Below are 12,567 nucleotides of genomic sequence, written 5' to 3' on the forward strand. Positions count from 1 at the left end.
TAGGCTGAATCCAGATAAAAGTCGATCACAATGCAATTTGCGTTATGATGCCAATAACATATTAATAACTTTTATTTAAATTCTAGTGGCCTTGCCACCGTTTAGCCCTTAAAGGAATGTTTCAAAGGAATGAGTATTACTCCCTCGATAGACAAACCCGTGCCAAAGGTATTAGTGATCTATGCGCACCCAGAGCCGCAAACCTCTATCGCTAACCAGATCATGGTTAAAAAGATAGAGTCGCTTGGGAATGTTAAAATCCACGATCTTTATGCCCTCTATCCTGACTTCTTTATTGATGTGCCTTATGAGCATGAACTGCTTCTGCAGTACGATGTGATTGTGTTCCAGCATCCTCTGTTTATGTATTCTTGTCCTTCGTTATTGAAGGAGTGGTTTGATCGAGTATTAGGCAAGGGCTTTGCGTTTGGTGAGCAAAGTGCACTTAAGGGTAAGCATTGGCGCAGTGTTATCACCACGGGTGGTAAAGAAGAGGCGTTTGGTGCTGCAGGCTATAATAAGTATCCCTTACAAGAGATCTTGCAACCGTTTGAGCTAACTGCCGCTTTGTGCCAGATGCACTGGATGTCACCTTTAGTTTTACATTGGGCTAGAAATGTCTCGGATATGACGCGTTACCAACACGCTGAAGAATATCGAAATTGGTTGCGAGATCCGCTACAAGATATAGGAGCGAATGATGGCTCTGACTAATGATTTCCTACAAAGTAGCGCTATATTTTTAGCGGCGGCTGTGGTTGCGGTTCCTATCGCGCAGCGAGCAGGCTTAGGTTCAGTATTAGGTTACTTATTAGCGGGTGTCGCTATTGGTCCATGGGGGCTTGGCCTAATCAGTGACGTAGAGGCCATTCTACATTTCTCAGAGTTCGGGGTGGTGCTGCTGCTCTTCCTTATTGGTTTAGAGCTTAACCCGAAAAAACTGTGGCAGATGCGGGCGCCTATTCTCGGCTTAGGGGGGGCGCAAGTGTTGATCACCACCTTGATTATTACCGCCATCGCCTGTCTATTCGGATTAACCTGGCAAACCAGTCTCGTGATAGGTATGGGTTTGGCGCTGTCTTCGACTGCGATTGCCTTGCGTGTTATTGAAGAGCGAGAGCTCGGCGGCAAAGAAGCAGGGCAGTCGGGCTTTGCAGTACTGCTTTTCCAAGATATCGCTGTTATTCCAATGCTAGCAATGTTGCCTCTACTTGCGGGTAATACCGGCGGTAGCTGGGCTGACATGCTGTGGATGCTGGGTGGCGTGATTGGCCTACTGGTCGGTGGCCACTTCTTGTTGAGACCACTTTTCCGATACGTAGTGATGAGTGGTGTGCGTGAGTTATTCACCGTCGCGGCGCTGTTACTTGTGATTGGTATTGCTGTGATCATGCAACGGATTGGCTTGTCGATGGCATTAGGTACCTTCCTAGCGGGCGTACTTCTGGCTGAAAGTGAATATCGACACGAGCTTGAGATCGCGATTGATCCATTCAAAGGTTTACTGCTTGGTCTGTTCTTTATCTCTGTGGGTATGGCGGTAAACCTAGGTCTACTGGCAGAAAGCCCATTCGCAATACTTATTGCAGTGTCGTCGCTAGTCGTATTGAAAGGTTTGGTGCTGTATGCGCTGGCTCGTATCTTCGGCACTCAAGCTAAAGCACGCAGCCGAATGGCGATGATCCTTAGCCAAGGTGGTGAGTTCGCTTTCGTTATTTTTACTGCGGCGAGTGCGCAAGGCATCTTAAGTGGCGAACAAGTGTCGTTCTTACTGGTGGTTGTGAGCCTTTCTATGGTGACCACGCCATTGATGCTTAAACTGCAAGACCGATTCTTTGCACGTCAGCTTAATCAAATCAGTGAAAGTGCGATGTCTTCGGATGTGGTTGATCGCAGCCCTCGAGTGATTATTGCGGGCTTTGGTCGTTTTGGTCAGATCATTGGTCGTCTGATGTATGCCAACAAGATTCGTATCACTGTCCTTGAAAGTGATGCCAGCCAAATACACATCCTTAGAAAGTTCGGCTACAAGGTGTTTTACGGAGACTCGACTCACCTAGAGCTATTACGCGCAGCCGGTGCTGATAAAGCAGAGGCGATTGTGTTGTGTACTGACTCCCCTGATGAAATCATGAAAACCGTCGATTTATGTAAGCAGCACTTCCCACGCTTAAAGATCTTGGCGCGTGCACGAAGCCGTGTTGAAGCGTATCAACTACTTAACCACGGTGTGAGTAACTATTCGCGTGAAACCTTCCTTGGAGCATTGGATTTAGGTCGTCAAACATTGACTGAACTTGGCATGCATCCATATAAAGCGAAGCGAGCAGAAGCACACTTTAGAAAGTTGGATAATGGTATGCTGAAAGAGTTGCTGCCTCAGCATAACGAAGATGCCGAGTTAGCCCAAAGAGCGAAAGAGGCTCGTAAAGAACTTGAAGAGATCTTTGGACACGAGATGGAAAACGATCACCAATCTCGAAACTATTGGCAGTAGCTTGAAGTGATAACTCATGCTTGAGCTTAGAAATAGAGCTTGGGCATAGAAATAACAGACTATAGAACTAACCTAATAATAAACGCGGTCTCTGCTTAACTTATCAATAAAGTGAGTGGGAAGAACCGCGAATCCAGAGTAGTAAAGGATATGAACGTGAAACAGAAAAAACGCTTTATCGCAGGGGCAAGCTGCCCAAGTTGCAGTACTCAAGACACACTCCGTTGGTGGATTGAAAATAATATCGAGCTGGTGGAATGTGTCGATTGTGACTTCACAGAACAGCGTAAACCGAAAACTGTAGAGAAATCTGAACACGCGAATCAAGAAATGATCGGTATTTTTAAGCCAGAATGATTGAGTTTCGTTAATTGATCCCCATAATATCCCGGTACAGAATTTTTCCTAAGCTCAACTGTTCGAGCTTAGTCCAAACCTCCTTGGAGCTCTCATGAAAATTGAAAAGAACGTAGTAGTTAGTGTTGCATATCAAGTGAAACTTGAAGATGGCGTAGTAGTTGACCAATCAACTGCAGAAGCTCCACTAGATTACCTTCACGGTCACAACAACCTAATTACAGGTCTTGAAAAAGAGCTTGAAGGCAAAGTAGCTGGCGACAAGTTCTCTGCAACTGTTACTCCAGAAGACGCATACGGCGAACACAACGACGCACTAGTTCAACGTGTTCCTGCTGACGTATTCCAAGGTGTTGAGCAAATCGAAGTTGGCATGCGTTTCCTAGCGGATACTGACCAAGGTCCAATCCCAGTTGAAGTTACTGAAGTAGATGGCGACGAAGTTGTTGTTGATGGTAACCACATGCTAGCTGGCCAAACTCTAACGTTTGACGTTGAAGTTGTAGCGGTTCGTGAAGCGACTGAAGAAGAAGTTCAACACGGTCACGTACACCAAGAAGGCGGCTGTGGCGGTCACGACCACGATCATGACCACGAAGGCGGTTGCTGTGGTGGCGAAGGCCATGACCAGGGTGAAGAGAAAAAAGACGGCTGCTGCGGCGGCGGTAGCTGTGGTTCTCACTAATACCGAATTAACGGTTTAGTTTAAGAATCTTGAAAGCCTCCCTTGTGGAGGCTTTTTGCGTTTAGGAGTCTCGCTTTTTGACCTCGCTTTTCTCTACCAAACTAAGTGTCCGCAAATCTAAGCATTCGTAAAAGTTTGGTTTTCGTTATCAGACATCGAACCATGGATGTGGTATTGATAGCACAACATTATAAGACGACGTCAGTGGAGAGTTTGTATGTCACAGCCTTTTTCAATTGCCATTCATGGTGGTGCAGGAACCATCTTGCGCGAGCAAATGAGCTATGAATTAAAAGCGGGTATTACCGAGGCTTTGGAAAAATCGGTTTTGGCTGGTTATCAAATATTGCAATCGGGTGGTGATGCTCTGGATGCGGTAGTGGCATCGGTTAAGGTGATGGAAGACAGCCCGCACTTTAATGCCGGTAGGGGCTCTGTTTTAACGCATGATGAATTTGTTGAGATGGACGCTTCTGTGATGCATGGCCGCGAAATGGATGCAGGTGCTATTGCAGGCGTTCGCCATATCAAAAACCCAATTGAGCTTGCACGTGATGTGATGCGGAAAAGCGACCATGTGTTGCTGATTGGTGAAGGTGCCGAGAAGTTTGCGTTTGAGCATGACTACACCTTTACCGAGCAAGACTACTTCTTTACTGAGCGCCGCTATGACCAACTTCAGTCGATGAAAGAGAAAGGCATCTTTGTTCTGTCTGAAGCGAAATATGATCAGCAGCAAGCTGAGAAATACCCTGACGATAAAAAGTACGGCACGGTTGGTGCGGTCGCATTAGACCAAGCGGGTAACTTAGCGGCAGCAACCAGTACCGGTGGCGTGACCAATAAGAAATACGGTCGTGTGGGTGACTCTCCGATCATTGGTGCAGGAACCATCGCTGAAAATGGCAATGTTGCCGTCTCAACAACCGGGATGGGTGAGTTCTTCCTACGTAAAATGGTCGCCAGTGATGTCGCAGCACGAATGCGTTATCTGAAAGAAGATGTGCACACCGCTTGTGAAACGATCATTCAAGGTGAATTGAAAACCATGGGTGGAGAAGGTGGCTTGATCGCTATCGATGGCCAAGGCGATATACATTTTGGTATGAACAGCTCAGGAATGTATCGTGCAAGCGTTGATACTCAAGGTCGTGTTGAAGTGAAGATTTATGCCGACGACTAAGTTGGTATCGGCTTAATTGGCTTTAGCCTATTCACTGAGATGAAATAAACAAAAGGGCGACAGATAAGTATCTGTCGCCCTCTTAGTTTTCTATGTCCCGTCCTGAAATGTGTTTACACATTGAGGACGAGAAACTAACGATATGCGTCGTTAGGTTTAATTGGTTATTTTGAACCGCACTTAATAGTGTGGAGGTGGCGTCTCTTCTGATGCGTCAGCTAGATTAGAGCCATCCATATTTTTTACTTTGCCAACCACGAACTTCATCTGATCTTGCATTCTCGTGATTAACATTTGTTGTTGGCTAAGCGCTTCATTGAGTTCTTCAATGGTCTGTTCTTGGAAAGCTAGCTGACACTCTAGGTCATTTACGCGGCTTTCTAGTTGTTCAACTCGCTTTTCTGTCATCGTTCTTAATCCACATTCCAAGCTTGGGCAATGCCCGCAGAGGTGCCCGATATCACACGGTTCTTATCATCAAAGGCTGCATCATACACTACCGCACGAGGAGGGCGAGCATCTTTTAATGGCTCAGCATCGTGGCGAGAAATTCGCTTGCCATCCTGAGTATTCCACACACTCACTTGGCTGGATGGTGTGCCCGTCACCAACATACTGCCGTCATCAGAAAAACGCGCACTCGAGAAAATCAACTGTCGAGACCAGCTTTGCAATTGCGCTTGAGGTTCGCCCGTTTCAAGATCCCAAATCATCGCTTGATTGCCGCCATCAGAGGTAAAAGCCAGTTCACCATCGCGTTGTAGCGCGACTCGTACTACTCTTTGTTCATGCTCAAAGGTGCGCAACACCAAGCCCGACTCGGTATCCCAAAGGTAAGCTTTGTAGTCGTTGCCGCCTGATAATGCGTAGCGGCCATTAGAAGAAAGGGAGACTGAATTCACTTTTTCTCGGTGAGCAAGGAACTCCAGACGGCGTCCGGTGACTAAGTCCACATAGATGGCTTTTCCATTAGAAAGGCCAAGCAGTACTTTTTCACCATTGCTAGAGATATCGACATCGCGAATCAAGCCGTCGGAGATACGGATACGCGATACTTGGTTTTCTAACTGGTCTTGTGGACCAAGCTGAGCCAACTCTTGGTCTTCGGCGAGGTCCCAAAGGAGCAGTTGCTTTTGCTGAGAGTAGAGCAGGGCGAAGCGTCCATCTCTGCTGAGTGCAAAGCTGGTGGCACCATTGGGCTCAATTTCCCAACGCTGCTCATCATCTTGGAAGAAAAAGCAACCATTTAACAAGGTGATGACAATTGTACATAGCAATGAGTGGAAAAATATTCGCATCACATCTAATAATCCGGTTTGTGTCGAAAGACATATGACTAGTATATTGTTATAACTAACGTATTCACACCAATCTAATCATTAGATTTGTGCACAATAACCAATGGCTTGGCCATTAATTGGAGAATTCAATGAAATCAGTTTTAAAAGTATCACTGCTTGCCGCAACGGTTATGCTAGCAGTTGGTTGTCAGAAAGAAGAACCAAAGGCAGAAGCTCCACAGGTAGAAGAAGTTAAAGTTGAAGCAGTAAACTTTAAAACAGAAGATGACAAAGCGGCTTACGCAATCGGTGTATCTTTCGCTAACTACCTAAGCACAAGCATTGATAAGCCAAGCGAGCTGGGTATCAACCTAGACAAAGATATGGTTCTTCAAGGTATCGAAGACGTATTCGCAGAGAAAACAGCACTTAACGAAGAAGAAACTCGCGCAGCTCTTGAAGCTCTAGACAAGCGTGTTGCTGAAACGATGCAAGCACAAGCGGCAGAAAAATCTGCAGAAGTGAAGAAAGCCGGTGATGACTTCCGCGCTGAGTTCGCTAAAACTGAAGGCGTTAAGCAAACTGAATCTGGTCTACTTTACCAAGTAATGACTGCTGGTGAAGGCGCTTCTCCAAAAGACACTGATACCGTTCAAGTACACTACAAAGGTACGCTAACAGACGGTACTCAGTTCGACAGCTCTTACGATCGTGGCGAACCAGCAACATTCCCACTAAACCGCGTAATCCCAGGCTGGACTGAAGGCGTACAACTGATGCAAGTTGGTTCTAAGTACAAGTTCGTTATCCCGCCAGAGCTAGCATACGGTGAGCAAGACACACCGACTATCCCTGCTAACTCAACGCTAGTATTCGAAGTAGAACTACTAAACATCGATAACGCTGAAGCAGCTCCTGCACAGTAATATCGGTTAAAAGCCTCGTACTAAAATACGTTGATTGAATAAAAAGCCTAACTTTGAGTTAGGCTTTTTTTATGATTTGAAGATGAGTATTTGATTTTTAAACTTGTTCTAAATCACTAGTTGCAATGTTAGCTAGGTGTGCAATTAAAATTTTCTGATAAACTTACATAAATTTGTTGATTTTTCACACGAAGGTAAGGAATAAGTGACTACTACAGAAACAGTCAATGCAGATGTGTTACTTGAAATGGAATCAGTCCACGTTATGCCATTCAGTGAACACGATAAAATCATTCTAAGATCTTATGAGGCCGTTGTTGACGGTATTGCGAGCCTTATTGGTCCGTTTTGTGAAATCGTTTTGCACTCTTTAGAAGACCTCAATACTTCTGCGATTAAAATTGCCAACGGCGAAAATACAGGTCGTCAGGTTGGCTCGCCGATTACCGATCTTGCATTGAAGATGCTAAAAGATATTGAAGGTTCTAAGCGTAACTTCTCACGTTCATACTTCACTCGCGCTAAAGGCGGAGTGTTGATGAAGTCGATCACGGTTGCTATCCGCAACGGTGAAGACCGAGTGATTGGCCTACTGTGTATTAACGTGAATCTAGACGCGCCATTCTCACAAGTGCTGCAATCGTTCATGCCTACACAAGACGCAGACGAAGCCGCATCATCGGTTAACTTCGCTAGTGACGTTGAAGAACTTGTCGACCAAACGGTTGAACGCACCATTGAAGAAATTAACGCTGACAAATCGGTATCGAACAATACTAAGAACCGTCAGATCGTGATGGAGCTGTACGACAAAGGTATTTTCGATATTAAAGACGCGATCAACCGCGTTGCTGAGCGACTGAACATCTCTAAGCACACCGTGTACCTATACATCCGCCAACGTAAAACAGAGGATGAAGAGGGTTGCTAAGCTATACACTCCTAGTGAATGGGCCAGTCTATGGCTCACAGTCAGCAAGAAGTGCCTACCAGTTTGCCGTGGCTCTGATTAAACAGGGCCACAAACTTCACAGTGTGTTCTTCTATCAAGATGGCGTCAGTAACGGCTCAGACCTTACCGTACCGGCTAACGATGAATTTGATTTAGCTTCTGCTTGGCAAAAGCTGGCTGATGAACACGATGTTAGCCTTGAAACCTGTGTGGCAGCTGCGCTAAGACGCGGAGTGATTAGCTTTGAAGAAGCAGAGCAACATCAACTAAGTGCCTCTAACCTAGCCACTGGATTTACTCAAGCCGGATTAGGGAGCTTATCGGAAGCGCTACTAACGCAAGATAGGGTTGTGCAGTTTTGAGAAAGTTAGCCTTTATATTTAACAGTTTCCCTCATACGACCGCTGCGGGTAGAGAAGGGTTAGACGCCCTGCTTGCTGCGTCCGCATATAGTGAAGACATTGCCGTGTTCTTTGTTGGTGATGGCGTGACACAGCTTCTCAAAGCGCAGCAGCCCGACGAAATACTATCGCGTGACTACATCTCCGCATTCAAACTTATGGACCTGTACGACATCGAACAGGTGTATGTGTGTCAGCGTAGTCTGAGTCAGTTTGGTCTTTCAGCAGACAACCTGCTAATCGATGTGACCACCGTTGAAGCCGACGAGTTAACGCAGAAGTTAGCTCAGTGCCAACAGATCCTGACTTTCTAGGGGACGCTATGCTTCATATCGTAAAATCAGTCGACAAGCTTAAACTTGCATTGACCTATTCTCAGCCACAGGACCAGTTCCTTTTGGTGGAAGATGCAGTGTATGTTTGCCTTCCTAATCATGAGTTATTCACTCAAATCTGCGCAGTAGAGCAGGTGTCGGTGTTAAAACCAGATCTCGATAGCCGAGGTTTACAACTACTTGTCTCAAGTACCATTGATCAAGTTGACTTCGATGGCTTCGTTAAACTGACGGTTTTGAAAGACAAATCAGTGACTTGGTAAGCGTGTTTTATCAGTTTGGTTAAAATTAGACCATCCTGAGCTCTAGACGGCTAAAAAAGATCTGTATATTTCTTGACACACCTCCCACTGCTGAATAGAATTTTGCGTCCCTAATTACGACTTGTGATTAGGGATAGATTTTTCACAAAGCTTACTTTCAAGTAAATTTCAGGAGCTAGTTAATGGCAACTATTAACCAGTTGGTTCGCAAGCCTCGTGTAAAGCAAGTTGTTAAAAGCAACGTGCCTGCACTAGAAGCGTGCCCACAAAAACGTGGTGTATGTACTCGTGTTTACACTACTACACCTAAAAAACCTAACTCGGCACTACGTAAAGTATGTCGTGTACGTCTAACTAACGGTTTCGAAGTAACTTCGTACATCGGCGGTGAAGGCCACAACCTACAAGAGCACAGTGTTGTACTAATCCGTGGCGGTCGTGTAAAAGACCTTCCGGGTGTTCGTTACCACACTGTTCGCGGCGCACTTGACTGTGCTGGCGTTAACGACCGTAAACAAGGTCGTTCTAAGTACGGTGTGAAACGTCCTAAGTCTTAATTGATTCTCTTTTTTAAAAAGAAATCGTTAAGTAAGGCCAAACACTATTTTATTTATTATTCTGAAAAGTTTTGGAAAAAACCTGAAGAAGACAACGGAGAATATCCATGCCACGTCGTCGCGTAATAGGTCAGCGTAAGATCCTTCCAGATCCTAAGTTCAAATCTGAATTGCTGGCAAAATTCGTTAACATCCTTATGGTTGACGGAAAGAAATCTACTGCAGAAAAAATCGTTTACACTGCACTAGATTCAATGGCTGAGAAGTCTGGTAAAGACCACTTAGCTGTATTTGAAGAAGCTCTTGAAAATGTTCGCCCAGCGGTAGAAGTTAAATCTCGCCGTGTAGGTGGTTCAACTTACCAAGTACCTGTAGAAGTTCGTCCGGTTCGCCGTAACGCTCTTGCTATGCGTTGGGTAGTTGAAGCTGCGCGTAAGCGTGGTGAAAAATCTATGGCTCAACGCCTAGCTGCTGAAATGCTAGACGCGTCTGAGAACAAAGGTACTGCGGTTAAGAAACGTGAAGACGTTCACCGCATGGCTGACGCAAACAAAGCGTTCGCACATTACCGTTGGTAATACCTTTTTAGTGCTGCAAGGTTCCTTGCAGCACTTCTTTAGTTCCTATGCTTATGCTAGGAACTATTGCTATTTCTAGGGCAAGCAATTTTTAGCGAAGCATCGCTTTTAACGCCTAATCTAGACATAGCAATAGTCCCTAAGTCTCTAATAAGAGGATTCAACCGTGGCTCGTAAAACTCCTATAGAGCAATACCGTAATATCGGTATCGTTGCTCACGTAGATGCAGGTAAAACAACCACAAGTGAACGTATTCTGTTCTATACCGGTCTTTCTCACAAAATCGGCGAAGTTCACGATGGTGCAGCAACCATGGACTGGATGGAGCAAGAGCAAGAGCGCGGTATTACGATCACTTCAGCAGCAACCACTACGTTTTGGCGTGGTATGGAAGCTCAGTTCTCGGACCACCGTATTAACATCATCGACACTCCTGGACACGTTGACTTCACAATCGAAGTAGAACGTTCTCTGCGTGTGCTTGATGGTGCAGTTGTTGTGTTCTGTGGCTCATCTGGTGTTGAACCTCAGTCAGAGACAGTATGGCGTCAAGCTGATAAGTACCAAGTTCCACGTATGGTTTTCGTTAATAAAATGGACCGTACCGGCGCTGACTTCTTGCGCGTAGTTGAACAGATCAAGGACCGCTTAGGCGCAACTCCTGTTCCAATTCAACTGAACATTGGTGCTGAAGAAAACTTCCAAGGCGTTGTCGATCTTATCAAGATGAAGGCAATTAACTGGAATGAAGCTGACCAAGGCATGACTTTCACGTACGAAGATATTCCTGCAGACATGCAAGAAATGGCTGAAGAATATCGTACAGAACTTGTTGAAGCTGCTGCAGAAGCAAATGAAGAGCTGATGGATAAGTACCTTGAAGAAGGTGAACTAACAGAAGCTGAAATCAAACAAGGTCTTCGTACTCGTACCCTTAATAATGAAATCGTACTTGCTACTTGTGGTAGTGCATTCAAAAACAAAGGTGTACAAGCTGTTCTAGATGCAGTTGTTGATTTCCTTCCTTCTCCAGTCGATGTACCTGCAATTAAAGGTATCGATGAAGATGAGAACGAAGCAGAGCGTCACGCAGACGACAAAGAACCGTTCTCAGCGCTAGCATTTAAGATTGCAACAGATCCATTCGTTGGTACTTTAACTTTCATCCGTGTTTACTCTGGTGTTGTTGAAAGCGGTAAAACAGCTTATAACTCTGTGAAGAAACAACGTGAACGCTTAGGTCGCATTGTTCAAATGCACTCAAACAAGCGAGAAGAAGTAAAAGAAGTACGAGCAGGTGACATCGCAGCCATCATTGGCCTGAAAGATGTGACTACTGGTGAAACCCTTTGTGACCAGAACCATAAGATTGTTCTTGAGCGCATGGAGTTCCCAGACCCAGTTATTCAGATCGTTGTAGAGCCAAGCTCTCAAGCTGATCAAGATAAAATGACTATCGCTCTAGGTAAACTAGCAGCGGAAGACCCATCGTTCCGCGTTGATATGGATGCGGAAACTGGCCAGACTCTGATTTCTGGTATGGGTGAACTACACTTAGATATCATCGTTGACCGTATGAAGCGCGAATTTAGCGTGAACTGCAACGTTGGTAACCCGCAAGTGGCTTACCGTGAGACTATTCGTGGTACAGCGAAAGCGGAAGGTAAATTTATCCGTGAACATGGTGGTAAAGGTCAGTACGGTCACGTATGGCTGAAACTAGAACCATCAGAAGCTGGCGAAGGCTTTGTCTTTGTGGATGAAATTGCCAATGGTATCGTACCGAAAGAGTTTATCGCTTCAGTTGCTAAAGGCGTTGAAGAGCAGATGAACAATGGTGTGCTTGCTGGCTATCCAGTTTTGGATATCAAAGCTACACTATATGATGGTTCTTACCATGAAACAGATTCAAGTGAGATGGCGTTTACAATCGCTGCCTCTATGGCTTTCAGAACGGGTGCACTTGAAGCGCAACCGGTTCTGCTTGAGCCTATGATGAAAGTTGAAGTAACTACTCCAGAAGATTGGATGGGTGACGTTGTTGGCGATATTAACCGTCGTCGCGGCATCATCGAAGGTATGGACGAGGGGACAGCTGGCCTGAAGATAATTCGTGCACAAGTTCCGTTGTCTGTCATGTTCGGTTACGCAACTGATTTACGTTCTGCGACACAAGGTCGTGCTTCTTACTCTATGGAGTTTAGTGAGTACGCTGAAGTGCCTAACAATGTTGCAAAAGCAATCATTGCAGAGCGTGGTTAAACAAAAGGAAGGCATTTTTTTTCATTTTTTGAAAGAACAATGCGTCCAAATATTGCGCTAACGAGAGTTGGCGCATAAAATAGCAATTTCTGGCGCGTCTCGCTCAATAATGAACGTGGCGAATCATAACTAGGAAGGAACACGATTGTGTCTAAAGAAAAATTTGAACGTACGAAACCGCACGTAAACGTTGGTACTATCGGCCACGTTGACCACGGTAAAACAACTCTAACTGCTGCTATCTGTACTACTCTTGCAAAAGTATACGGCGGTGTTGCTAAAGATTTCGC

At 45.3% G+C, this 12,567-nt stretch carries 16 protein-coding genes; 14 read left to right on the top strand and 2 right to left on the bottom strand.

From position 1 onward, the window contains the following. The first annotated feature begins 129 nt into the window (after positions 1-129). The 5 genes from kefG (at position 130) to AB4503_RS09965 (ending at position 4,722) form a co-directional block, all read left to right on the top strand. Positions 130-714: a glutathione-regulated potassium-efflux system ancillary protein KefG gene (gene kefG, locus AB4503_RS09945; RefSeq protein WP_010435196.1), complete on the top strand. Its 585-nt coding sequence runs from the start codon at positions 130-132 to the stop codon at positions 712-714. Then, positions 701-2,497, top strand: coding sequence for a glutathione-regulated potassium-efflux system protein KefB (gene kefB / locus AB4503_RS09950; protein ID WP_017068828.1), 1,797 nt, complete (start codon positions 701-703; stop codon positions 2,495-2,497). Before kefG ends, kefB begins: the two co-directional genes overlap by 14 nt. A 156-nt stretch (positions 2,498-2,653) precedes the next feature. Then, positions 2,654-2,854, top strand: coding sequence for a YheV family putative zinc ribbon protein (locus AB4503_RS09955; RefSeq protein ID WP_019825339.1), 201 nt, complete (start codon positions 2,654-2,656; stop codon positions 2,852-2,854). Positions 2,855-2,948: 94 nt separating this feature from the next. After that, on the top strand, positions 2,949-3,539 hold the full coding sequence (gene slyD / locus AB4503_RS09960; RefSeq protein WP_017066208.1) for a peptidylprolyl isomerase: 591 nt from the start codon (positions 2,949-2,951) through the stop codon (positions 3,537-3,539). Between the two features lie 217 nt (positions 3,540-3,756). Next, a complete protein-coding gene (locus tag AB4503_RS09965; protein WP_372114491.1) occupies positions 3,757-4,722 on the top strand; it encodes an isoaspartyl peptidase/L-asparaginase family protein in 966 nt (321 codons plus the stop codon). 180 nt (positions 4,723-4,902) lie between these two features. Here AB4503_RS09965 and AB4503_RS09970 read toward each other — a convergent pair whose 3' ends face one another. Together AB4503_RS09970 and AB4503_RS09975 are read right to left on the bottom strand one after the other, a co-directional pair. Continuing rightward, positions 4,903-5,130: a SlyX family protein gene (locus tag AB4503_RS09970; RefSeq protein ID WP_009848930.1), complete on the bottom strand. Its 228-nt coding sequence runs from the start codon at positions 5,128-5,130 to the stop codon at positions 4,903-4,905. Positions 5,131-5,135: 5 nt separating this feature from the next. Next, positions 5,136-6,020, bottom strand: coding sequence for a WD40 repeat domain-containing protein (locus AB4503_RS09975; protein ID WP_372114495.1), 885 nt, complete (start codon positions 6,018-6,020; stop codon positions 5,136-5,138). Between the two features lie 131 nt (positions 6,021-6,151). Between AB4503_RS09975 and fkpA the strand changes: the two genes are divergently transcribed. The 9 genes from fkpA to AB4503_RS10020 form a co-directional block, all read left to right on the top strand. Beyond that, the gene (fkpA, locus tag AB4503_RS09980; protein ID WP_017061105.1) at positions 6,152-6,928 is read left to right on the top strand and encodes an FKBP-type peptidyl-prolyl cis-trans isomerase; all 777 of its coding nucleotides are present in this window, start codon (positions 6,152-6,154) and stop codon (positions 6,926-6,928) included. A 205-nt stretch (positions 6,929-7,133) separates the two neighbouring features. Further along, a complete protein-coding gene (locus AB4503_RS09985; protein WP_004729851.1) occupies positions 7,134-7,859 on the top strand; it encodes a transcriptional regulator in 726 nt (241 codons plus the stop codon). Continuing rightward, positions 7,853-8,242: a sulfurtransferase complex subunit TusD gene (gene tusD, locus AB4503_RS09990; protein ID WP_372104549.1), complete on the top strand. Its 390-nt coding sequence runs from the start codon at positions 7,853-7,855 to the stop codon at positions 8,240-8,242. Before AB4503_RS09985 ends, tusD begins: the two co-directional genes overlap by 7 nt. After that, positions 8,239-8,595 carry a sulfurtransferase complex subunit TusC gene (gene tusC / locus AB4503_RS09995; protein ID WP_372104552.1) on the top strand — a complete coding sequence of 119 codons (357 nt, stop codon included), beginning with the start codon at positions 8,239-8,241 and terminating at the stop codon, positions 8,593-8,595. Before tusD ends, tusC begins: the two co-directional genes overlap by 4 nt. An 8-nt stretch (positions 8,596-8,603) precedes the next feature. Beyond that, positions 8,604-8,879 carry a sulfurtransferase complex subunit TusB gene (gene tusB / locus AB4503_RS10000; RefSeq protein WP_048659145.1) on the top strand — a complete coding sequence of 92 codons (276 nt, stop codon included), beginning with the start codon at positions 8,604-8,606 and terminating at the stop codon, positions 8,877-8,879. 182 nt (positions 8,880-9,061) lie between these two features. Then, positions 9,062-9,436 carry a 30S ribosomal protein S12 gene (gene rpsL, locus AB4503_RS10005; RefSeq protein ID WP_004737194.1) on the top strand — a complete coding sequence of 125 codons (375 nt, stop codon included), beginning with the start codon at positions 9,062-9,064 and terminating at the stop codon, positions 9,434-9,436. Positions 9,437-9,543: 107 nt separating this feature from the next. Continuing rightward, on the top strand, positions 9,544-10,014 hold the full coding sequence (gene rpsG, locus AB4503_RS10010) for a 30S ribosomal protein S7 (protein WP_010435163.1): 471 nt from the start codon (positions 9,544-9,546) through the stop codon (positions 10,012-10,014). A gap of 166 nt (positions 10,015-10,180) precedes the next feature. Further along, the gene (gene fusA, locus AB4503_RS10015; protein ID WP_017061101.1) at positions 10,181-12,277 is read left to right on the top strand and encodes an elongation factor G; all 2,097 of its coding nucleotides are present in this window, start codon (positions 10,181-10,183) and stop codon (positions 12,275-12,277) included. Positions 12,278-12,424: 147 nt separating this feature from the next. After that, positions 12,425-12,567: GTP-binding protein (locus tag AB4503_RS10020; RefSeq protein ID WP_240798929.1), on the top strand; the 143-nt coding region annotated here is incomplete at its 3' end.

It is taken from the genome of Vibrio sp. 10N.222.55.B11, from assembly GCF_041473705.1.
In the GTDB taxonomy this organism is placed as follows: domain Bacteria; phylum Pseudomonadota; class Gammaproteobacteria; order Enterobacterales; family Vibrionaceae; genus Vibrio; species Vibrio crassostreae_C.

Excerpts from the sequence above, each read along its gene's own strand:
- kefG (WP_010435196.1), top strand. The coding sequence starts at position 130 with ATGAGTATTACTCCCTCGATAGACAAACCCGTGCCAAAGGTATTAGTG.
- kefB (WP_017068828.1), top strand. The coding sequence starts at position 701 with ATGGCTCTGACTAATGATTTCCTACAAAGTAGCGCTATATTTTTAGCG.
- slyD (WP_017066208.1), top strand. The coding sequence starts at position 2,949 with ATGAAAATTGAAAAGAACGTAGTAGTTAGTGTTGCATATCAAGTGAAA.
- AB4503_RS09965 (WP_372114491.1), top strand. The coding sequence starts at position 3,757 with ATGTCACAGCCTTTTTCAATTGCCATTCATGGTGGTGCAGGAACCATC.
- AB4503_RS09970 (WP_009848930.1), bottom strand. The coding sequence starts at position 5,130 with ATGACAGAAAAGCGAGTTGAACAACTAGAAAGCCGCGTAAATGACCTA.
- AB4503_RS09975 (WP_372114495.1), bottom strand. The coding sequence starts at position 6,020 with ATGCGAATATTTTTCCACTCATTGCTATGTACAATTGTCATCACCTTG.
- fkpA (WP_017061105.1), top strand. The coding sequence starts at position 6,152 with ATGAAATCAGTTTTAAAAGTATCACTGCTTGCCGCAACGGTTATGCTA.
- tusB (WP_048659145.1), top strand. The coding sequence starts at position 8,604 with ATGCTTCATATCGTAAAATCAGTCGACAAGCTTAAACTTGCATTGACC.
- rpsL (WP_004737194.1), top strand. The coding sequence starts at position 9,062 with ATGGCAACTATTAACCAGTTGGTTCGCAAGCCTCGTGTAAAGCAAGTT.
- rpsG (WP_010435163.1), top strand. The coding sequence starts at position 9,544 with ATGCCACGTCGTCGCGTAATAGGTCAGCGTAAGATCCTTCCAGATCCT.